The organism is Caballeronia sp. LZ065, assembly GCF_031450975.1.
Lineage (GTDB): Bacteria > Pseudomonadota > Gammaproteobacteria > Burkholderiales > Burkholderiaceae > Caballeronia.
The window spans coordinates 509,280-530,494 of record NZ_JARUXV010000001.1 but is presented as its reverse complement, the minus strand read 5'-3'; the positions used below and the strand labels follow the sequence as shown (position 1 = coordinate 530,494).

The window sequence follows — 21,215 nt, the reverse complement described above, 5'->3', positions numbered from 1 at the left end:
AAAATATTCGATTCCAGCGCGCCGTTCTCACCGGCGTTCCCTTCGCGGCACTCACAGCGCATTCCAGGGCGCGAGCTCGATGAACGACGATCAACTCCTTCGCTATTCCCGCCATATTCTCGTCGATGAAATCGGCATCGAGGCGCAGCAGCGCTTTCTCGATGGTCATGCGCTCATCGTCGGCGCGGGTGGGCTGGGCGCACCCGCGGCGATGTATCTGGCGGCGGCGGGCGTCGGCAGGATCACGCTGGCGGATGCCGATACCGTCGATCTGACCAACCTGCAACGGCAGATCGTGCACATGACGCGCTCGGTCGGCGCGCCCAAGGTGGAATCGGCGCGCGCAACGCTGAACGCGCTGAATCCGGAGGTGGATGTCATCGCGGTGAACGCGCGCGCCGACGCCGCCTGGCTCGCGCTCAACGTGCCCAACGCCTCGGTCGTGCTCGATTGCAGTGACAACTTCGCCACGCGGCATGCCATCAACGCGGCCTGCGTCGAGCACAAGGTGCCGCTCGTGTCGGGCGCGGCGCTGCGTTTCGACGGCCAGATCAGCACCTTCGACCTGCGCTCGCCCGACTCGCCCTGCTATGCGTGTGTGTTTCCGCCGGATCAGGCGTTCGAGGAAGTCGCCTGCTCGACGATGGGCGTGTTCGCGCCGACGGTCGGGATCATCGGCGCGATGCAGGCGGCGGAAGCGTTGCGCGTGATCGGCGGCTTTGGCGAAACGCTCACGGGCCGGCTGATGATGCTCGACTCGCTGCGCATGGAATGGAACACGATGAGGATCGCGCGGCAGCCGGACTGTCCGGCATGCGGCGCGCATCCCAAGGCTTGAAGGACGTCAGACCTTCTGCAGCACGTTGAGCGCGGCCAGCAGTTCATTGGGCTCGTAGGCCGCGAGCACGTCCGCGACCGGCTTGTCGAACGCCTTCAGGTTCGAACGCAGGATCTCCTGCTTTACCACGAGCAACTGGCTCGGATGCATCGAGAACTCGGTCAGGCCGAGCCCGAGCAGCAGCCGCGTCACGGACGGATCGCCGGCCATTTCCCCGCACACCGACACCGGCACGCCGGCGCGCTTCGCCTCGCGCAAGGTGAACGCGATCAGATTCAGCACCGCCGGATGCAGCGGGTCGTAAAGATGAGCGACGGCATTGTCCGCGCGATCGATCGCGAGCGTGTACTGGATCAGGTCGTTCGTGCCGATCGAGAGGAAATCCAGCCGGCTCAGAAACAACCGCACGGCAATGGCCGCGGCGGGAATCTCGATCATCGCGCCGACCTGCACCTGGCGGTCGTAGTCAATGCCCGCGTCGTCGAGCTGGCGCTTGGCCTCGCGGATCAGATCGAGCGTCTGGTCGATCTCCTGCGCGTGCGCCAGCATCGGAATCAGGAGCTTGGTCGGGCCGAACGCGGACGCGCGCAGGATCGCGCGCAGTTGCGTCATGAACATCTGCGGCTCGGACAGGCTCCAGCGGATCGCGCGCAACCCGAGCGCCGGGTTCGGCGCGGTTTCGTAGCCGTCGCCACCGCTCATCGAGTCGAGCGGCTTGTCGGCGCCGACGTCGATCGTGCGGATCGTCACGGGCTTGCCGTTCATCAGCTCGACCGCGCGCTTGTACGCCTCGAACTGTTCCTCTTCTTCCGGCAGCCGGTTCTTGTGATTCATGAAAAGGAACTCGGTGCGGAACAGGCCGACGCCCATCGCGCCCGCCTCCACCGCGACCTTCGCGTCCTCCGGCAACTCGATGTTCGCGCACAGCTCGATCTTCGTGCCGCACAGCGTCTGGGTCGGCGAGAACTTGAGGCGCTGGAGCTTGCGCTGTTCCAGCTGCTTTTCGCTCTGGCGGTAGGAATACTCTTCGAGGACGATCGGCGCCGGATCGACGATCACGATGCCATGGTCGCCGTCGACGATGATCAGATCGTTCTGACGGATCAGCACGCTCGCCTGCTGCACGCCGACCGACGCCGGTATGCCCAGACTGCGCGCGACGATGGCCGTGTGCGACGTGCGGCCGCCGAGATCCGTCACGAAGCCCTTGAACGCCTGCGTCTTGAATTGGAGCATGTCGGCCGGCGCGATATCGTGCGCGACGACAATCATCTCGTTGTGACCGTTGCTCGCGGCCGTATGCACGACGAGCGACGCGGCCGTGGGCGCACCGGCCAGCGCCTTCAGCAGCCGTTCGACCACTTGCTCGATGTCCGCCTTGCGCTCGCGCAGATACTCGTCTTCGATATCGTCGAAATAGCCGCCGAGGATATCCAGCTGTTCGGTCAGCGCCCACTCGACGTTATAGCGGCGTGTCCGGATGAGGTCGATGGTTTCCTGCACGAGCATGGCGTCGTTCAGGATCATGGTGTGGACGTCGATGAATGCGCCCATTTCGCTGGGCGCATCGGCGGCGAGGTCGCTGCGCAGTTCCGCGAGTTCCGCGACGACGGCGGCCTGTGCCGCGAGAAACCGGGCGATCTCCGCGTCGATCTGATCCGGGTCGATCAGGTAATGCGCCACGTCGAGCGCCGCCGGCGCGATCAGATAGGCGCGTCCGATGGCAATGCCGCGCGAGACGGGAATTCCATGCAGCGTGAACGACACGCGCACCTCCTCTAGTTGTGATGTCGCAGCCCCTCGAACGCCCCTCGGTGGGCGCCAGCCGCTCGCACATTATAAATTCGAAACCGCCGCTCAGTCCCGGAACAGCGGGTCGCAGCAGGGCCGGCACGGTTGCGCAGCCGTTGCTGCAAACGGCGCGGATGCAAAAAAGCCGCGTCGGTGCGCGGCTTGCTCGGATATTTCTATGACGGATGACAGCGTGTTACTGACCTTCGCCAAACTTGTCGGCGATCAGCGCCAAGATGGCCTGCATGGCTTCGGCTTCGTCGGCGCCTTCGGTTTCAATGGTGACCGTGCTGCCGATGCCCGCCGCCAGCATCATCACGCCCATGATGCTCTTGGCATTGATCCGGCGGCCGTTCCGGCTCATCCAGATCTCGCATTGAAAGTTGCCCGCCAGTTGCGTGAGCTTCGCCGAAGCGCGTGCGTGGAGACCCAGCTTGTTCACGATGGTTGTTTCTTGTTGCAGCATGATGCTCCGAACGCTAGAGGGATGAAGTGAGCGGCGTCAGTGGCTGGCAGCGGCCTTGGCGTTCTCGAGATCGGCACTCGCGGAGCAGGCCGGATCAGGCGAGCCGGCGGCTTTGGCGGCGAGCGCGCACGGATTCATCGGCGTGGATGCGTCCAGTTCCTGAATGCCCTTCGAGCCGCCCTGGAGAATCTTTTCGGTGAGCGTGTCAAGCGGCGTGGCGCGGTAGCAGACGGCGCGCACGAGCATCGGCAGATTGCAGCCGGCGAGCACGCGCACGTCGGAATCATGCAGGCTGGCGGCGATGTTCGCCGGCGTCGCGCCGAACACATCCGTCAGCACGATGGCGCCGTTGTCTTCCTTCAGACGATCGATCTCCGACCGCGCGAACGCCCGCACTTCGACCGGATCGCAGTCCGGCGTGACGTCGATGACGCCAATGCGCGCGGGCAAACCACCGTAGATATGAGCAATACACTCGCGTAGCGCGGTGGCGAAAGGAGCGTGCGCGATGATCAGAATGCCAGCCATGTCAGGAATGCCATCTCAGCAAAAATCAGACGAAATCGTCAGAGTTCGCTCGAAAGCGCGCGAGCGACGCGGCCATGCAAAGAAGATGGGCGCGGGACGGTGGAAATCAACTTGCTTGCAATCCATGCGCCCGCAGCTTTCGAAACTGTTGCATCAGCGTGCGCTCGGCGGCTTAAAGCAGCTTTAAAGCGCAAGCCTGCCCGCTTTTGCGGCGCAGGGAGGTCAATTGTAACAGTCTCTTCAGAGTCGGTTCTGGCGCTGGTCACCCGCCCTGCGGCGAGGATTCCGCTCAGTGAACCGCGCGCTCCAGTGCATCGATGAACATGCCCGCGACGTCGAAGCCCGTCTGATCCATGATTTCGCGGAAGCACGTGGGGCTCGTGACGTTGACTTCGGTGAGACAGTCGCCGATGGCGTCCAGGCCCGCGAGCAACAGGCCGCGTTCCTGCAGCACCGGCCCGAGCGTTTCCGCGATTTCGCGATCGCGCGCCGACAGCGGTTGCGCGCGGCCCAGCCCGCCCGCCGCCAGATTGCCGCGCACCTCGCTGCCCTGCGGAATGCGCGCGAGCGAGTAAGGCACCGGCTGGCCGCCGATCACCAGAATGCGCTTGTCGCCGTCCTTGATCTCGGGAATGAAGCGCTGCGCCATCACGGTACGCGCGCCGTCCTCCGAAAGCATCTCGACGATCGAACCGAGATTCATGCCGTCCGCCTTCACGCGGAACACGCCCATGCCGCCCATGCCGTCGAGCGGTTTCAGGATGACGTCGCCATGCTCGGCGTGGAACGCGCGCAGCCGTGCGGCATCGCGGGTGACCAGAGTAGGCGTGACGAACTGCGGCCACTCGGCGATGGCGAGCTTCTCCGAGTGATCGCGAATCGCCTGCGGCTTGTTGAAGACGCGCGCGCCGTTGCGCTCGGCGATTTCCAGCAGCCACGCGGCGTTCACGTACTCCATGTCGAACGGCGGATCCTTGCGCATCAGCACCGCATCGAAATGCGTGAGCGGGAGATGCTCGGCCTGTTCGGCCGCAAACCACGGCCAACGGTCGCTGTTCGCTTCGTCGCCGACGATCGCAATGCGCCGCACGCCCGCCTCGACCTTCGTGCCGGTCCACGCCAGATGCTGCGGCTCGCACGCGTACAGCACGTGGCCGCGCCGCGCGGCTTCGGCCATCATCGCGTAGGTCGTGTCCTTGTAGATCTTGAAGCGATCGAGCGGGTCAGCGATAAAGAGAATGTTCATGACGATTTGCGGGTTCGGTGCGCGGCCTGCGAGCTTACCGCAAGCCGCCTGATCACACCTGAATGGCTTCCGGGTCGGTTTTTTCGAGCTCGACCGATGCGGCCAGAAGCCCGAGCCGCGCCACCACGCCATACATGTAGAAGCGGTTCGGCGGCGCGGCGCCGGGCTTCGCGTGGGTGTCGGGCAGCGCCGTGTGCTCGAAGCCGAGCGGCACGAAATGCATGCCCGGCGCGTTGAGGTTCTGGTCGCGCTCGCGCGATTCATGCACGCGGTAGAAGCCGCCGACCACGTAACGGTCGATCATGTACACGACCGGCTCGGCCACCGCGTTCTCGACGCGCTCGAAGGTGTGCACGCCTTCCTGCACGATCACGTCATGGACCTGCAAGCCTTCCTTCGCGTCGTTCATGCGGACGCGCTCACGCTTGGTCAATGCCGCGACTTCGCTGGCATCGTGCACGGTCATCACGCCCTTGCCGTAGGTGCCCGCATCCGCCTTGATGACCACGTAAGGTTTCTCGCTGATGCCGTACTCGCGATACTTCTTCGCGATCTTCTTCAGCACGCCGTCGATGGCGTCGGCCAGCGCTTCCTCGCCGGTGCGCGCCTCGTAATCGACGCCTTCCACGTGCGCGAAGTACGGATTCACCATCCACGGATCGATCTCGACCAGCTTCGAGAACTTCTTCGCGACGTCGTCATAGCAGGAAAAGTGCGTGGATTTGCGCCGCACCGCCCAACCCGCATGCAGCGGCGGCAGCACGTATTGCTCGTGCAGATTCTCCAGCACGGGCGGGATGCCGGCCGAGAGATCGTTGTTGAGCAGGATCGAGCACGGATCGAAGTTCTTCAGGCCCAGACGGCGCGGCGTGCGTTCGAGCGGTTCGAGCACGATCTTCTGGCCGTCCGCGAGCGCGATGGTCACCGGGCCGTGAATGTTTTCATCGAGCGTGCCGAAGCGGATGTTGAGCCCGGCCTGCCGCATGATCAGCGCGAGACGCGCGACGTTCTCCAGATAGAACGCGTTGCGCGTGTGGCGCTCGGGAATCACGAGCAGATTCTTCGCGTCCGGACAGATCTTCTCGATCGACGCCATCGCCGCCTGCACCGCCAGCGGCAGCACTTCTTGCGGCAGATTGTTGAAGCCGCCGGGGAACAGATTGGTGTCGACGGGCGCGAGCTTGAACCCCGCGTTGCGCAGGTCGACCGAACAGTAAAACGGCGGCGTGTGCTCCTGCCATTCGAGCCGGAACCACCGCTCGATGGCGGGCATGGCCTCGAGAATCTTCCGCTCGAGATCGAGCAGCGGGCCATTCAACGCCGTGACTAAATGCGGAACCATGTAGTACTCGCAGTGCGTTTTGCATGTGACCGGAACAGGCGGAGAAGCCCCCGCCGGCCGTTACAGGGGAGGAAAGATTGTAGAGCAATTACCTTGCCTAATTGGGGATGAACCGGCAATTGGCAAGGTTTCCCACGCCTGATGTGTCGGGCTTTCGGCTCCTTCCGCCCCACACTCATGGACGAAACCCCGACGCGCGCCCCAGGCAAAAAAATGCCCGCCTGGAGGGGCGGGCAAAGTCGCTGCGCTCATACCTTCGCGCTGGCCGGACGTCCTCTCGCGACGTCCGGCAAACCTCGTTCTCACTCCACGTGTTCGCCGTGCAGCGTGATGTCGAGACCCTCGCGTTCCTGTTCTTCGGTAACGCGCAGGCCCATCGTCATGTCGATGATCTTCAGCAGGATGAAGGTAACAACGCCGCTGTAGATCAGCGTGACGAGCACGCCCTTCGCCTGGACGAGCAGGCTGCCGTCGAAGCCGCCGATGTCCTTCACCGCGAACACGCCCGTCAGCAGCGCGCCGATGATGCCGCCCACGCCGTGCACGCCGAACGCATCGAGCGAGTCGTCGTAGTTGAACTTGTGCTTGAGCCACGTGGCCGACCAGAAGCAGACCACGCCCGCCACGATGCCGATCACGATCGCGCCCGTCACGCCAACGAAGCCCGACGCCGGCGTCACCGCCACCAGACCGGCAACCGCGCCCGAGATGATGCCCAGCACGGACGGCTTGCCCTTGGTGAGCCACTCCGCGAACATCCAGCCGAAGGCAGCGAAGGCGGTGGCGATCTGCGTCGTGAGCATCGCGAAGCCGGCACGGCCGTCAGCCGCGACCGCCGAACCCGCGTTGAAGCCGAACCAGCCCACCCACAGCATCGATGCGCCGATCAGCGACAGCACCAGGTTGTGCGGCGCCATCACTTCGCGGCCGTAGCCGACGCGCTTGCCGAGCACCAGACAGCACATCAGGCCCGCGATACCGGCGTTGATGTGAACCACGGTGCCGCCGGCGAAGTCGAGCACGCCCGCCGACGCGAGCCAGCCGGTCGGTTCCCAGACCATGTGGGCGATCGGCGAGTAGACGATCAGCGACCACAGCGTCATGAACACGAGCATCGCAGAGAACTTCATGCGGTCAGCAAACGCACCGGTGATGAGCGCCGGCGTGATGATCGCGAAGGTCAGCTGGAACGCGAAGTAGACCGACTCCGGAATCGTCGAGGCGAGATGGCTCACGGTGAGCGTCGTCGCCTTGTCGCCCTTGATGTAGGCCATGCCGTGCAGGAACACGCGTGAGAAGCCGCCCAGGAACGAACCGCCCGGTGTGAACGCGATGCTGTAGCCCACCACGGTCCAGATGATCGTGATCAGGCAGCAGATCGCGAAGCTCTGCATCACGGTCGCGAGCACGTTCTTCTTGCGGACCATGCCGGCGTAGAACAGCGCGAGACCCGGAATCGTCATGAACAGCACGAGGGCCACCGACGTCAGCATCCACGCGGTGTCGCCCGAGCTGATCTTCGACGAATCGACCATGAACGGTTCGGTCGGCGCGGCAGGCGCGGCGTCCGATGCGCCCGAAGCCGCCGCGGCCGCTTCAGCCGACGAGGCCATCGCCGTGTTGGCGGAAGCCGGCGCGCTGGCGGCGGTGTCCGACGACGCGGGCGCCGAGGCCGCGGCCGGAGCCGACGCGTCCTGGGCGAGTGCGGTGCCGACATTCGCGCCGATCAGCGCGCCGGCCACCATCAGTGACATCAAAAAATTACGCATTCTTCTGGTTCCTCTTATCGCCAATTTCTTCTTAGAGCGCGTCGGCGCCGGTCTCGCCGGTGCGGATGCGGATAACTTGTTCGATTGCGGTGACGAAGATCTTGCCGTCGCCGATCTTGCCGGTGCGCGCGGCGCGTTCGACGGCTTCGATCGCCTGATCGACGATGTCGTCCGACACGGCGGCCTCGATCTTCACTTTCGGCAGGAAGTCGACGACGTATTCCGCGCCACGGTAGAGCTCGGTATGGCCTTTCTGCCGGCCGAAGCCTTTCACCTCGGTTACCGTGATGCCCGAGACGCCGATGGCCGACAGCGCTTCGCGCGCTTCGTCCAGCTTGAACGGCTTGATGATTGCGGTAATGAGCTTCATGTATCCCTCGCGGTGGTGTGCTGTTCCTTCGTTGCCTTCTGAAGCGGGATGCGCCGGGTGTTACCGCCATGTCCGCAGGGCCACGCCGCTGGAGGCAGCGTGCCGAAAAGGTCGCGCCAGTTATGCAACTCGTATGCCATGCGAGTGTTCATAAGGGTTTGCGCGATTTTGAGAAACGCGGGCGGAAAGCCTTGGCCGAACGGCCAGCGCGCGCCGCGCCTGCTGGCGTCGAGGTGGGTTCATTGCTAGAGTGGCCTCGAAGTCCCGCAAAAAGGGGCACGGGCGGGAAACGCGAGGCGCCGCGGCGCTAAAATCGCGGCGCCTTGAAGGTGTGCCGAGGCGTGGCGGCATGAAAGCCGGCACGCACCAAAATCGACCATTCGATTATTCGGGGCACTGACCTAACAATGAATGCACTATTTCTGTGCAAAGAAGGGAGCAACGATGAAACAGCCCAACGACGTTTTCAACGATCTGCAGCAGAAGATGAGCGATCTCTTCAAGAATTCGCCGGCCAAGGACGTCGAACGGAACATGAAGGCCATGCTGTCGCAGGGCTTTTCGAAGCTTGATCTCGTGACTCGCGAGGAATTCGACACGCAGACGCAGGTGTTGATGCGCACACGCGCGCGGCTGGAAGAGCTCGAGAAGCGCGTAGCGCAGCTCGAACAGCGTCTCGGGGGCGCGGGCGGGAGCGGAGGCAGTACCGCGCAGGACTGAGGTCACTGACTCCTCACCCGCGTATCCCGGCCAGCGAGCCGTCAGTTCCCAGATGTGTTGCCGGCGCGTGTGCCGCGCCGTTTCAGGTGAAATCATGTCGCTTGCCGTGGTACGCAGCCGCGCGCCCGCTCCTGGGCGCGCGCCGGAAGTCGTCGTCGAAGTCCATCTCGCCAACGGGTTGCCGTCGTTCTCCATCGTCGGCCTGCCCGATCTCGAAGTCCGCGAAAGCCGCGAACGCGTGCGCGCCGCGCTGCAGAACTGCGGCTACGACTTCCCCGTACGCCGGATCACCGTTAATCTCGCGCCCGCCGATCTCCCGAAGGAAACGGGCCGCTTCGACCTGCCGATCGCGCTTGGCATTCTCGCCGCCAGCGGACAGATTCCCGCCGAATCGCTCGAATCCCGCGAATTCGCGGGCGAACTGTCACTCACCGGCGCGCTGCGCCCGATGCGCGGCGCTTTCGCCATGGTCTGCGGCGCCGCGCGCCAGCATGCACGCGCGCACGAGCGGGGCGAGCGCGTGCCGGAAATCTACGTGCCGCTCGCGAGCGCGGCCGAAGCGGCGCTCGTTCCGGGCATCGAGGTATTCGGCGCCGCCGACCTGCCCGCGCTCTGCGCCCATCTGAACGGCGTGCCCGACGCCCGCCTGCGTCCGGTGCAAGCGCCGTCGCTTGCACAGAGTTCGGCGCCTGGTCCCGATCTCGCCGATGTCATCGGCCACCCGGTCGCTCGCCGCGCGCTCGAAGTCGCCGCGGCCGGCGGACATCATCTGTTGATGGTAGGACCGCCCGGCGCGGGCAAATCGATGCTCGCCGCGCGTCTGCCCGGCCTCCTGCCGCCGATGAGCGACGACGAAGCGCTCACCTCCGCCGCGATTCTTTCCGCCAGTTCCATCGGCTTCGCGCCGGAGCAGTGGCGGCAACGGCCGTTTCGGGCGCCGCATCATTCGTCGAGTTCGGCTGCGCTCGTCGGCGGCCGCAATCCGCCGCAGCCGGGCGAGATCACGCTCGCTCATCTCGGCGTGCTCTTTCTCGATGAAATCCCCGAATTCGACAGGAAGGTGCTCGAAACCCTGCGCGAACCGCTGGAAGTCGGGCACATCACCATCTCGCGCGCCGCCCAGCAGGCCGACTTTCCCGCGGCGTGCCAGCTGATCGCAGCCATGAATCCGTGTCCTTGCGGGTGGCGTGGCGATCCGAGCGGGCGCTGCCGCTGCTCGCCGGAAGTCGCCACGCGCTATCTGCGCAAGCTGTCGGGGCCGTTGATGGACCGCATCGACATTCAGATTGAATTGCCTGCGCTGTCGCCGGCCGAATTGTCGGCGCGTACCGCCGCGCGCGGCGAGTCGAGCGCCGTGGTTGCAGCACGCGTGGCGGCGGCCCGTGAAATCCAGTTACAGCGCCAGGGCAAGACCAATCGCGAACTGAGCGGCCGCGAAGCGGACGCGCTCTGTCGCCCCGACGCCGACGGCGAAGCGCTCTTACGTGTGGCCGGCGAGCGGTTCGGCTGGTCGGCGCGCGCGTACTACCGCGTGTTGAAAGTCGTGCGAACGATCGCCGATCTGGCCGGCGTTGACCGGCCTGACGCCGCGCATGTGGCGGAAGCCGTGCAATACCGGCGTGCGCTTTCGGTGGCCTGATCACGCTGAAACGCTCTGGCTCAGGGCTTCAGGGGCAGAAACATGCTTGTCAAGACTTGACTTATGCACATTGGAGCGATCCGGGACCGATTTTCGTCTGATCAAACCCTTGAAAGCACGTTCCTGCACAGACCATTGATTTTATTGAATTATTTAACTTGCCGCGAACGCAGGCAAAGTAACGTAAACCGCATGAATCAAGCATGTGCGCGTAAACGTTCAGTCTTTTCCACATAGTTATCCACAGACACTGTGGATAGTCCAAAAAACCCATATGAATCCGTCGATTAGCTTCCAAACCTGCGACGGAACTTTCAGTCGTGAAGTGGAACTAAGCCGCTTCCAATGTCAGCGGATGCTGAATTCGAAGGTTCCCTCTAAAACAGCTTGAACGACGAAAAGAACTGATCTGACTGCTCGGCCGGCGGCATTTTGTCCCCGACGATCGCGACTTGATAGACATGCGCGCCGCGTGCCACGAAGCGGGCGTGAATGGTCCGCGCTTCGCGCTTGGCCCCGCTCTCGCCTTGCACCTCGATCTCGCTTCCGGACACGTGTCCGCCCATGGCGAGATCGATCTGCGCATCGCGCGTGGCGGGCCGGGCGTTCACGTTGCGCGCCAGTCCGGCCTGAAGAAAGTCCAGCGCGGCGCGCTGCAGCGCAGGATCTGAACTCGGCAGCACCACGGTGCCGACCGCGAACACGGCTTCGTTGGCCTCGGCGGTCTGCATGCGCATCGTCATGGCCTGGCCGCCGATTTCGATCTTGCGCTCCTCCGACCGCGGTTTCGCTGGCAGGGTGACTTCGTAGCCGTCGTCATTGTTCATGATGGTGCGCCAGTCGTAGGCAGGCGTGCAGGCCAGCAGCGCACCGCATGCGACAGAAGCGCACACCACGGCGCGCAGCGCCCGCCCGAGCGGGAGATTCGCATGACGGACATTCGAAACAGAAAACCTGCCGGACAAAGGGAAAACTCGCTTCATGGAAGACTCTTGGAAGACTCGTGCGTGAAAACCTTCATTATCTCGCGCTGATTCCCGGCCTATCGGCGCGTCACGACTCCATACCGAAAACGGCGCTAGAATACGCAGCACTTCCCCGTGCGGCAGCGCCTGTCTCCAGCGCCGTTTCCGGCAATCCGAGGTTCACATGTCCCAAGCCACGCAAGAATCGTCCACGCGCGCCAAAAAAGGCCCACTGCGCTATATCGCGATGGCGCTCGTCGCGGGCGTCATCGCCGGCACCGGCTATTTCGCCTTCGGCGGCCAGCAGAAGGTGCCGGACGCGACCTTCACGCTGCTGTCGGGGCAGAAGGTCTCCACTCAGGGCGATCTGAAAGGCAAGGTCTATCTCGTCAACTTCTGGGCGACGAGCTGCGAGACCTGCATGAAGGAGATGCCCGACATGATCAACACGTACAACAAGTTCAAGGGACGCGGACTGGAATTCGTCGCGGTCGCGATGAACTACGACGCGCCGATGTACGTGACCAATTACGCGCAAACGCGCAATCTGCCGTTCAAGGTGGCGATGGACGACGGCAGCGTCGCCAAGCAGTTCGGCAATGTGCAATTGACGCCGACGACGTTCGTCATCGACAAGAACGGCAAGATCCTCAAGCGCTATGTCGGCGAGCCGACTTTCGCGGAACTGGATCAACTGCTCGACAAGGCGCTCAGCGCTGCCTGAACGAAGCAACCGCCTGATATCAGACGCCCGCTGGATTCCAGCGGGCGTTTTTCATTTCAGCGCTCCGCCGCCTCCCCCTTCACCACGATCCCATACCGCTTGATCTTCTCGTAGAGCGTTGCCTTGCCGAGTTGCAGCCGGTCCGCCGCCACCGCGACCACGCCGCCGCAGTGCTCCAGCGCTTCCGTGATCACCGCGCGCTCGAACAGCTCGGTGCGCTCCTTCAGCGATTGCGTCGACGGTTCCAGCGCGGCCGCGCCGCCGTCGTCGAGAATGCCCAGCACCATGCGGTCCGCCGCGTTGCGCAACTCGCGCACGTTGCCGGGCCAGTCGCGTTGCATCAGTTCCGCGCGCTGGCGATCCGTGATGAGCGGCGCGGGCCGCTCGTAGCGCACGGCGGCATCGAGCAGGAAGTGCTCGAAGAGCGGCACGATGTCCTCGCGCCGTTCGTTGAGCGGGGGCAGCGTGATGGTCACGACGTTGAGCCGGTACAGCAAATCGCGGCGGAACGTGCCGTCGGCAACGAGTTCGTTCATGTCGCCCTTCGCCGCCGCTATCACGCGCAGGTTCGCCCGCACCGGCTGGTTCGAGCCGAGCCGCTCCAGCACGCCGTCCTGCAGCACGCGCAGCAGCTTCACCTGCAACGAGAGCGGCATGCTTTCGATTTCGTCGAGAAACAGCGTTCCGCCCGACGCGGCCTCGAGCCTGCCGATGCGCCGCTTCTGCGCGCCCGTGAAGGCGCCGGCCTCGTAGCCGAACATCTCCGATTCGAACATCTGCTCCGGCAATGCGCCGCAATTCACCGCGATGAAAGGCTTGTCGCGACGCGGCGACATCTCGTGCAGACTCCGCGCGATCAGCTCCTTGCCCGCGCCGGTATCGCCGTTGATGAGCACGGACGCGTCCGTCGGCGCGATGTTCGCGATCAGCTGGCGCACCTGCCCGATCGCCGGACTGCGCCCGATGATGCGGCTCTGTCCCGCCAGCTCGCGCCGCAGCGCCTGGTTTTCAAGCACCAGCGAACGCCGCTCCAGCGCGCGGCGCACCGCTTCGATCAGGCGCTCGGAGGCGAACGGCTTCTCGATGAAATCGTAGGCGCCGTCGCGCATCGCCTGCACGGCCATTGAAATGTCGCCGTGACCGGTGACGAGGATCACCGGCACTTCCGGCGCGCGCTCGCGGCACTGCGCGAGCAGGTCCAGACCGCTTGCGCCCGGCAAACGGATGTCGCTGACGATCACGCCAGGAAAGTTCGCGACGATCAGGCGCTCCGCAGCCTCGACGCTGCCGTGCCCGGTCACGTCGAAGCCCGCGAGTTGCAGACTCTGAACGCTGGCGCGCCGCACGAGTTCGTCGTCTTCAATGAAGATCACCTGCAAACCGGTGGTCATGTCTTGCTCCAGCTAGGGGTTGCGCAGCACTCAAGCGCGCCGCAGCGTCAGCACGAACTCCGCGCCATGCGAATGATCGGCATCGGCTTGCGTGCCGCCCTCGGGGCCGTCCGCGACGATCGGCGCCTCGCGATTGCGCGCGGTCAGCGTGCCGCCGTAGTCGCGCGCGATCGCCGATGAAATCGCCAGGCCCAGGCCCAGGCCCTGGCCCATTTCCTTGGTCGTGAAGAACGGCTCGAAGAGGCGCGGCAACGCGTCGGCGGGAATACCGGGACCATTGTCGCGCACCGTGAGTTCGATCGTGTCCGCGCGCGCAGCCAGCTCGATGACGATGCGCGGCCGGTCGCACGACGCCACCGCGTCCAGCGCGTTGCCGACCAGATTGATCAGCACCTGCTCCAGCCGCAGGTCCTCGCAGCGCACGAACAGCGGCGGGCTGTCGCCGTCGAGTTCCGTTGCGATGTCGACCGTGACGTGCTTCATGCGCGGACGCAGCATCGAGAACACATTGCGCAGCGCTCGCGAGACGTCGGCGCGCGCGTTCTTCGGCCGCGCCTTGGTGACGAACAGCTTGAGCTGGTTCGTGATATTGCCCATGCGTTCCGTCAGCGCGGCAATCGCTTCGAGATTCTCGCGCGCCGCCACGTGCTCGCCGCGCTCGATCAGCACGCGGGTGTTGTCGGAAAAGCTGCGCAACGCGGCGAGCGGCTGATTCAGTTCATGCGTGATGCCCGCCGCCATCTGGCCGAGCGCAGCGAGCTTGCTCGCCTGGATGAGCTCGTCGTGGGCGGCACGCAGGTCCTGTTCGGCACGTGTGCGCTCGGCCACTTCCTTCGTCAGTTGCGCGTTCGCTTCCGAAAGATCCACCGTGCGCTCCGCGACGCGCTGGTTCAGTTCGGCATAAGCGGTCTGCAGCAGTCCGCGGCTGCGGATCATCTCGCGCACGCGCGCGCGCCGCATGCGCCAGTAGAACGCGAGCAGACACAGCGAAACGAACACCAGCGCGGTGACGATCACGGCGTTCTGCGCGGCGCTTTCGACGGGATCGAGCGCGGCCATCGTGATGAGCTGCCAGTCGGGCTCGCCGATCGAACGATGGGTCGCGAGGAACGCCGGCGCATTGCGGCCGCCGCCCACGCGCACGATCTGCGCGCCGCCCGCGAGCGTCTTCACGACGCTCAGCGGCAGCGGCGTGATGGCCTGCTGCGCGTACTGGCGCGTCGCGTACACCGACGCCTCGACGTTCTGCGGCAGCGGCCGCACCGTGTGGTACTTCCAGCCCGGCACCGACGACAGAAAGATGACGCCGTGATCGTCGGTGACGATGAGCGGCTCCGATGCATCCGCACCTTGCAGCCACTCCAGATTGAGCTTCACGACCACGACGCCGATGACCTCCTTCGTGCCTTCGCGGTACACCGGCTGCGAGATGTAGTAGCCGGGTTCGGTCGAGATGGTGCCGATGCCGAAGAAGCGGCCGACGCCGCCCTTTATCGCATCGATGAAATACGGCCGGAAGTTGTAGTCCACGCCGACGAAACTGTCCGCGCCGTTCCAGTTGCTGGCGGCCACGCAGATGCCGTTGGCGCGGATCAGATAGGTGACGGTGGCGTGCGCGCGCGCGTTGAGGTCTTCGAGATAGCGATCGGCCCGTTCGACGCGCGCCGCATCGGGATGATCGAGCACGTCCTGCACGACCGGATGCCGCGACAGCAGGTACGGCAGGTATTCGTAGCGGTCGAGCGTGCTCTTGAGCGTGTTGGTGGTGCGATCGACGCGCGCAGCCGCATTGAGCCGCAATTCGTCGATGCCGCGTTGCCAGGCCACCTGCCACGTGAGCGCGCAACACGCCATGAGCGCCGCGAAGAGCACGAAGAACACGAGGATTCGGCGCGTCACGTGGGCTGAGTCCCGCGAAAGAGGATCAACCATTGTGGCATACGCGCCCGCCCGATCCGGACCCGCAGACGACTGCGGCGAAGCGCTCGTGGAGTGAGGCTTCGCCGCTTGCATGATCACGTCGTCCGGAGGAAGGGGACTTGAAGTGCCTGGTCCGGCTTAGACGGACTTCGCTTCTTCGACGTCGGTCACGTCGACATCACGTGACAAGGCCGCTTTCAACTTGCTGCGGTCGAGTTCCTTTTCCCACGCCGACACGACCACCGTCGCCACGCCGTTGCCGACGATGTTCGTCAGCGCGCGGCACTCCGACATGAAGCGGTCGATGCCGAGAATCAGCACCATGCCCGCGAGCGGAATGGTCGGCACGACGGCCAGCGTCGCCGCCAGCGTGATGAAGCCCGCGCCGGTCACGCCGCTCGCGCCCTTCGAGGTCAGCATGGTCACCGCGAGCAGCGTCAGTTGCTGGCCCCACGAGAGATCCGTGTTGGTCGCCTGAGCGATGAACAGCACGGCCATCGTCATGTAGATGTTGGTGCCGTCGAGGTTGAAGGAGTAGCCGGTCGGCACGACGAGACCCACGACCGAACGCGAGCAGCCGAGCTTTTCGAGCTTGAGCATCAGTTGCGGCAGCGCGGCTTCCGACGACGACGTGCCGAGCACGATCAGCATCTCTTCCTTGATGTACGCGACGAACTTCAGGATGTTGAAGCCGACCATGCGGGCGATGGCGCCGAGCACGAAGACCACGAAGATGATCGAGGTGAGATAGAAGGTGCCGATGAGCTTGAGCATCGGCAGCAGCGAGCCGATGCCGTACTTGCCGATGGTGAACGCCATCGCGCCGAACGCACCGATCGGCGCGAGCTTCGTGATGATGCCGACCATGCCGAACAGGATGCTCGACAGACCTTCGATGAAGTTCGTCACCACCTTGCCGCGCTCGCCGACGTGCGTGAGCACCGCGCCGAACAGCAGCGCGATCAGCAGGATCTGCAGAATTTCACCTTGCGAGAACGCCGAGACCAGCGTGTCCGGGATGATGTGCATGAAGAAGTCGACGGTGCTCTGACCGTGCGCCTTGGTCGCGAAGGAATCGACGGCCTTGTGGTCGAGCGTGGCCGGATCCACGTTGAAGCCGACGCCCGGACGCAGGATGTGGGTCGCGGCGAGGCCGAGGATCAGCGCGAAGGTGGAGACGATTTCGAAGTACAGCAGCGCCTTGCCGCCCACGCGTCCCACCTTCTTCATGTCTTCCATGCCGGCGATGCCGGTCACGACAGTACAGAAGATGATCGGGCCGATCACCATCTTGATGAGCTTGATGAACGCGTCGCCGAGCGGCTTCATGTCGGTGGCGAGCGCGGGATAGAAGTGCCCGAGCGCGATGCCGATGATGATGGCCACGATCACCTGCACGTACAGGATTTTATGGAGAGGTTTTTTCACGATGTTTCCAGGCAATAACCAGCAGTTGGCGGGAAGTCAGCCAGCGGCGAGCGTTGACGTGCGGGAGGAATCGTCCGTGCGCAGTGAAGCTTCGAGGGATGCGCCCGGTGAATCGCGCCGCGTAAGCGTTTAGCCGCTTCGTCGGCGAATTCAGGGACGTTGGGATGCGAGAGGGGTCATCGGCTTGTCTCCTTGACTTTTATGGGCGGCTCAGAGGCCGTGGCTTTCTTATTGCAAGGGGAGTGCCAGGATTGATTACCCTATAAGCCAATGATTTTTATGGATTATTTTTCCAGGCGGCGTGCGCGCAATCCGGGATTCCGGAAATCCGGAATGAAGGCGTCCGGCGATCCGGACAGGACATGACTGGACCGTCAAATGCTCCGTGCCGCGCGTTTCGCCTTCGCTGCTTCGACCATCCTCCGCACAAACAAAAAACCCACGTCTCCCGTGGGTTTCTCAAGAAGCGCAGAAACAGCCTTAAACCACGCCTGCTCCATGCGCCTGCACATCCGCGTGATAGCTCGACCGCACCATCGCGCCGACCGCCGCATGCGTGAAGCCCATCTTGTAGGCCTCTTCCTCGTACATCTTGAACGTATCCGGATGCACGTACGCGCGCACCGGCAAGTGATGTTCCGACGGTTGCAGGTACTGGCCGATCGTCAGCATGTCCACGTCGTGCGCGCGCAGGTCGCGCATCACCTGAAGGATTTCCTCTTCCATTTCACCGAGTCCGACCATCAGGCCCGACTTCGTCGCCACTTCCGGATGCAACGCCTTGAAGTCCTTCAGCAGCTTGAGCGAATGGTGATAGTCCGAACCCGGACGTGCTTCCTTGTACAGACGCGGCACGGTTTCGAGGTTGTGGTTCATCACGTCCGGCGGCGCGGCGGTCAGGATGTTGATCGCGCGATCCAGGCGGCCGCGGAAGTCCGGCGTGAGAATCTCGATGCGCGTTTCCGGCGACTGCTCCCGCACCTGCCGGATGCATTCGACGAAGTGCGCCGCGCCGCCATCGCGCAGGTCGTCGCGATCCACCGACGTGATCACCACGTACTTCAGTTTCAGCGCGCCGATGGTGCGGGCGAGGTTCATCGGTTCGTCGGCATCGAGCGGATCCGGGCGGCCGTGGCCCACGTCGCAGAACGGGCAGCGGCGCGTGCACTTGTCGCCCATGATCATGAAGGTCGCGGTGCCCTTGCCAAAGCATTCGCCGATGTTCGGGCAGCTCGCTTCCTCGCACACCGTGTGCAGGTTGTGCTCGCGCAGGATCTGCTTGATCTCGTTGAAGCGCGAATTGCCGGTCGCCGTGCGCACGCGGATCCATTCGGGTTTCTTGAGCTTTTCGATCGGGATCACCTTGATCGGAATGCGCGAGGTCTTCGCCTGCGCCTTCTGCTTCGCGGTGGCGTCGTAGGGCGTGGGAGAGGCCGAAGCAGCGGCGGTGTCGCCTGCCAGGTTTGCGGTTGCGTCAGTCATTCGGTCGATCCGGTTATTGCAGCGGCTGATGCGGGGACGCCGCCGATTTGATGCGCCAGCCGTTCGGCCAGCGTGAAGGCTACGTCGCGCCAGTCGCCCGCGACGCCGAGCGTCGCCATGTCGACCGTTTCGAGCCCCGCGTAGCCGCACGGGTTGATCGCGAGAAAGGGCTGCAGGTCCATCTTCACATTCAGGCTCACGCCGTGATAGCTGCAGCCGTTGCGAATCTTGAGTCCGAGCGCGGCGATCTTCGCGCCCTCATGCAGTGCGTGCAGTTCGTGCAGACGAACGTTCGCGCCCTGCGCCTCCGGACGTCCGGAGGGCTGCGCCACGTAGATGCCGGGCGCGCCGGCCTTGCGGTTGGTCGCGAGATTATACGTCGCAAGCGTTTCGATCACGGCTTCCTCGATGCGCCGCACCAGTTCGCGCACCATCAGCTTGCGCCGGCGCAGATCGATCAGCAGATAGGCCACCACCTGCCCCGGCCCGTGATACGTGATCTGTCCGCCGCGATCCACCTTGACGAGCGGAATACCGCTGTCGGCGAGCAGCAAGTGCGCGGGATTGCCCGCCAGGCCGAGCGTGAACACCGGCGGATGTTCGACAAGCCAGATTTCGTCGAGCGTATCGGGCGTGCGGGCGTCGGTGAACGCGCGCATCGCGTCGAAGCTGTGATCGTAGGATTCGAGCCCCAGCCAGCGCAGCGTGACCGGCCATTCACCGGCATCGAGGGCGGTGTCGGGCGTACCGGCGGTGTCTTGTGGGAGGGCGAGCGGTGTGGCGGACATGATCCCGATAGTTTACCGAAAGTGGATCATGCCCGCCGATGGTGAATTCGCATGCTTGCGATGACAAAACCGAATAGTTGCCGCACGCTTCAGACGGTTCTCCACCCGGCGCGGAAACGCTGCGCGAGCCGTTCGATGCCTGCCGACAGCCACTGGACCGCGCGTTCGTCGCAACGCGGGACGATCGTGAAGACGACATAGGCCGGCTGTTCGCCCTCCACCGACAGCCAGAGCCGCTCGCGTTCGCGCAGCTTCAGGCTGTCGCCGGGTTCGAGCCAGTAGTCGTCGATGTCGTTGCTGCGCGTCGCCCAGACCGCGTTGCCCTGCACCGCGAGACGCGTGCCGCGGGCGATGCGCATCGGCACGGTTTCGCCGGGCTTGATTTCGAAGGTGACGCTTGTTGAAATTTCTCGCATGACCGACTCCGCCAAAGGAACGTTTCGATGACTACAATCCTAGGCGTGGCAAGGCATCAGGCAAAACGATCAATTTTCACCGCTATGTGAGCCAATTTAACAACGGACCCGGCGACCCTGCATATGGACCTGCGACAGCTTCCTGCGTTGAACGCCCTGCGCGCCTTCGAGACCGCCGCGCGTCACGAGAGCTTTTCCCGCGCCGCCGACGAACTCTTCGTCACGCATGGCGCCGTCAGCCATCACATACGCGCGCTGGAGGCCGAACTCGGCGTGCCGCTCTTTGCCCGCGATGGCAAGCGCGTGCGGCTCACGGATCGCGGCCGGCAGTACGCCACGGAGGTGCGCGCGGCGCTGCTCGCGTTGGCGGAAGCCACTCGCCGCATCCGTTCCGGCGACCGCGACCGGCGTCTGATCGTGTCGATGCTGTCGTCGTTCGCGGCGCGCTGGCTGACGCCGCGCGTGGGCCGCTTCATCGAAAAGCATCCGGAGATCGACCTCGAACTGCTGTCGACGAACGCACTCACCGACTTCAACCGCGACGACGTGGACGTGGCCATCCGCTTCGGCTACGGCAAGTACGCGGGTGTGCACACGGAGGAACTGCTGGACGAGGTGTTCTTTCCGGCGTGCTCGCCGAACTTCCGCGGCGGCGCCCTGCCGCGCGTGCCGGCCGATCTGGCCAGCCTGCCGCTGCTGCGCTCGGACGAGGAACTGTGGCGGCCCTGGTTCGACGCGGCAGGACTGACCGAACTCGCGGAGCCGAAACGCGGCGTGCTGTATGAGGATTCGTCGAATCTGCTACAAGCGGCGATCGACGGTCAGGGCATCGCGCTCGTGCGCCGTTCGCTGTCGATGCAGGAGATTCTCGCTGGACGGCTCGTGCGCCTGTTCAACGTGGACGGACCGAGCCCGTGGAAGTATTTCTTCGTGTGCCCGCCCGCGCTGCTCGAAACGGCGCGGGTGCAGGCATTCAGGAACTGGGTGTTCGACGAGGCGGAGCAGTTCAGGCAGCTCTACGAGCGCACGCCCGCCGTCTGCGACGCCCCGGCCGCCACGCTCAAAGCACTATCTTGACCATCGGATGGCCGGTCAGCGCGCGATAGATGTCGTCGAGATGGGCGCGATTCTGCGCCTTCACCGTGCAGGTGAGGCCCGTGTAATTGCCGCCTGACGACGGCCGGGTCTCGACGCGCGAGGCATCGAAATCCTGGTCGAACTGCTTCAGCACGCCGACGATGGTGTCCTGGAACTCGGGATGCGACTTGCCCATCACCTTGATCGGGAAATCGCAGGGGAAGTCGAACAGTTCGTCGGCGCTATGCGCGGCGGAGTCGGTGGGATCGGTGGCTTGGGGCTTCGAGTCTGGTTTCGTATCGGACATGATGTTCT

Annotated in this window: 20 protein-coding genes; 5 read left to right on the top strand and 15 right to left on the bottom strand. The window is 64.3% G+C overall.

All coding sequences use genetic code 11. The annotated features are described in order from the left end of the window. The first annotated feature begins 79 nt into the window (after window positions 1–79). Complete coding sequence (locus tag QCE63_RS02500) at window positions 80–838, top strand: molybdopterin-synthase adenylyltransferase MoeB (protein WP_309830215.1); 759 nt, start codon at window positions 80–82, stop codon at window positions 836–838. Between the two features lie 6 nt (window positions 839–844). Here QCE63_RS02500 and ptsP read toward each other — a convergent pair whose 3' ends face one another. From ptsP to QCE63_RS02465, 7 genes are all read right to left on the bottom strand, one after another. After that, window positions 845–2,605, bottom strand: a complete 1,761-nt coding sequence (gene ptsP, locus QCE63_RS02495; protein WP_309830213.1) for a phosphoenolpyruvate--protein phosphotransferase — start codon at window positions 2,603–2,605, stop codon at window positions 845–847. A gap of 220 nt (window positions 2,606–2,825) precedes the next feature. Further along, on the bottom strand, window positions 2,826–3,095 hold the full coding sequence (locus QCE63_RS02490; RefSeq protein ID WP_008351787.1) for an HPr family phosphocarrier protein: 270 nt from the start codon (window positions 3,093–3,095) through the stop codon (window positions 2,826–2,828). A gap of 36 nt (window positions 3,096–3,131) precedes the next feature. Beyond that, window positions 3,132–3,623, bottom strand: a complete 492-nt coding sequence (locus tag QCE63_RS02485) for a PTS sugar transporter subunit IIB (protein ID WP_309807079.1) — start codon at window positions 3,621–3,623, stop codon at window positions 3,132–3,134. A gap of 289 nt (window positions 3,624–3,912) precedes the next feature. Beyond that, entirely contained in the window at window positions 3,913–4,869 is a 957-nt protein-coding gene (gene gshB, locus QCE63_RS02480; protein WP_309830210.1) for a glutathione synthase, read from the bottom strand. Between the two features lie 52 nt (window positions 4,870–4,921). Next, complete coding sequence (gshA, locus tag QCE63_RS02475; RefSeq protein WP_309830208.1) at window positions 4,922–6,211, bottom strand: glutamate--cysteine ligase; 1,290 nt, start codon at window positions 6,209–6,211, stop codon at window positions 4,922–4,924. Window positions 6,212–6,513: 302 nt separating this feature from the next. After that, complete coding sequence (locus tag QCE63_RS02470; RefSeq protein ID WP_309830206.1) at window positions 6,514–7,980, bottom strand: ammonium transporter; 1,467 nt, start codon at window positions 7,978–7,980, stop codon at window positions 6,514–6,516. Window positions 7,981–8,011: 31 nt separating this feature from the next. Continuing rightward, window positions 8,012–8,350: a P-II family nitrogen regulator gene (locus QCE63_RS02465; RefSeq protein ID WP_014190273.1), complete on the bottom strand. Its 339-nt coding sequence runs from the start codon at window positions 8,348–8,350 to the stop codon at window positions 8,012–8,014. Between the two features lie 444 nt (window positions 8,351–8,794). Here QCE63_RS02465 and QCE63_RS02460 point away from each other — a divergent pair, with 444 nt between their 5' ends. Both QCE63_RS02460 and QCE63_RS02455 read left to right on the top strand, forming a co-directional pair. Continuing rightward, window positions 8,795–9,070: an accessory factor UbiK family protein gene (locus QCE63_RS02460; protein ID WP_309830204.1), complete on the top strand. Its 276-nt coding sequence runs from the start codon at window positions 8,795–8,797 to the stop codon at window positions 9,068–9,070. A gap of 94 nt (window positions 9,071–9,164) precedes the next feature. Beyond that, a complete protein-coding gene (locus QCE63_RS02455) occupies window positions 9,165–10,709 on the top strand; it encodes a YifB family Mg chelatase-like AAA ATPase (protein WP_309830202.1) in 1,545 nt (514 codons plus the stop codon). 377 nt (window positions 10,710–11,086) lie between these two features. Here QCE63_RS02455 and QCE63_RS02450 read toward each other — a convergent pair whose 3' ends face one another. Beyond that, window positions 11,087–11,692, bottom strand: a complete 606-nt coding sequence (locus QCE63_RS02450; RefSeq protein WP_309830201.1) for a hypothetical protein — start codon at window positions 11,690–11,692, stop codon at window positions 11,087–11,089. Between the two features lie 166 nt (window positions 11,693–11,858). On the opposite strand from QCE63_RS02450, the gene QCE63_RS02445 reads away from it, so the two are divergent. Beyond that, on the top strand, window positions 11,859–12,398 hold the full coding sequence (locus tag QCE63_RS02445) for a TlpA disulfide reductase family protein (protein WP_309830199.1): 540 nt from the start codon (window positions 11,859–11,861) through the stop codon (window positions 12,396–12,398). A gap of 56 nt (window positions 12,399–12,454) precedes the next feature. On the opposite strand, the gene QCE63_RS02440 is transcribed toward QCE63_RS02445, so the two are convergent. From QCE63_RS02440 to QCE63_RS02415, 6 genes are all read right to left on the bottom strand, one after another. Then, on the bottom strand, window positions 12,455–13,789 hold the full coding sequence (locus QCE63_RS02440) for a sigma-54 dependent transcriptional regulator (protein ID WP_309830197.1): 1,335 nt from the start codon (window positions 13,787–13,789) through the stop codon (window positions 12,455–12,457). 30 nt (window positions 13,790–13,819) lie between these two features. Further along, window positions 13,820–15,802 (bottom strand): ATP-binding protein, encoded by a 1,983-nt coding sequence (locus QCE63_RS02435; protein WP_404990077.1) that lies wholly within the window; start codon window positions 15,800–15,802, stop codon window positions 13,820–13,822. Window positions 15,803–15,847: 45 nt separating this feature from the next. After that, the gene (locus QCE63_RS02430) at window positions 15,848–17,137 is read right to left on the bottom strand and encodes a dicarboxylate/amino acid:cation symporter (RefSeq protein WP_309830193.1); all 1,290 of its coding nucleotides are present in this window, start codon (window positions 17,135–17,137) and stop codon (window positions 15,848–15,850) included. A 480-nt stretch (window positions 17,138–17,617) separates the two neighbouring features. Beyond that, window positions 17,618–18,619, bottom strand: a complete 1,002-nt coding sequence (lipA, locus tag QCE63_RS02425) for a lipoyl synthase (RefSeq protein ID WP_309830191.1) — start codon at window positions 18,617–18,619, stop codon at window positions 17,618–17,620. After that, on the bottom strand, window positions 18,616–19,407 hold the full coding sequence (gene lipB, locus QCE63_RS02420) for a lipoyl(octanoyl) transferase LipB (RefSeq protein WP_309830189.1): 792 nt from the start codon (window positions 19,405–19,407) through the stop codon (window positions 18,616–18,618). Before lipB ends, lipA begins: the two co-directional genes overlap by 4 nt. A gap of 89 nt (window positions 19,408–19,496) precedes the next feature. Beyond that, a complete protein-coding gene (locus tag QCE63_RS02415; RefSeq protein ID WP_309830187.1) occupies window positions 19,497–19,823 on the bottom strand; it encodes a DUF2917 domain-containing protein in 327 nt (108 codons plus the stop codon). Window positions 19,824–19,946: 123 nt separating this feature from the next. Between QCE63_RS02415 and QCE63_RS02410 the strand changes: the two genes are divergently transcribed. Continuing rightward, entirely contained in the window at window positions 19,947–20,900 is a 954-nt protein-coding gene (locus QCE63_RS02410) for a transcriptional regulator GcvA (RefSeq protein WP_309830185.1), read from the top strand. On the opposite strand, the gene QCE63_RS02405 is transcribed toward QCE63_RS02410, so the two are convergent. Further along, window positions 20,884–21,207: a DUF493 family protein gene (locus QCE63_RS02405; RefSeq protein WP_309830184.1), complete on the bottom strand. Its 324-nt coding sequence runs from the start codon at window positions 21,205–21,207 to the stop codon at window positions 20,884–20,886. The two genes, QCE63_RS02410 and QCE63_RS02405, sit on opposite strands and share 17 nt — an antisense overlap. Between the last annotated feature and the right edge of the window lie 8 nt (window positions 21,208–21,215).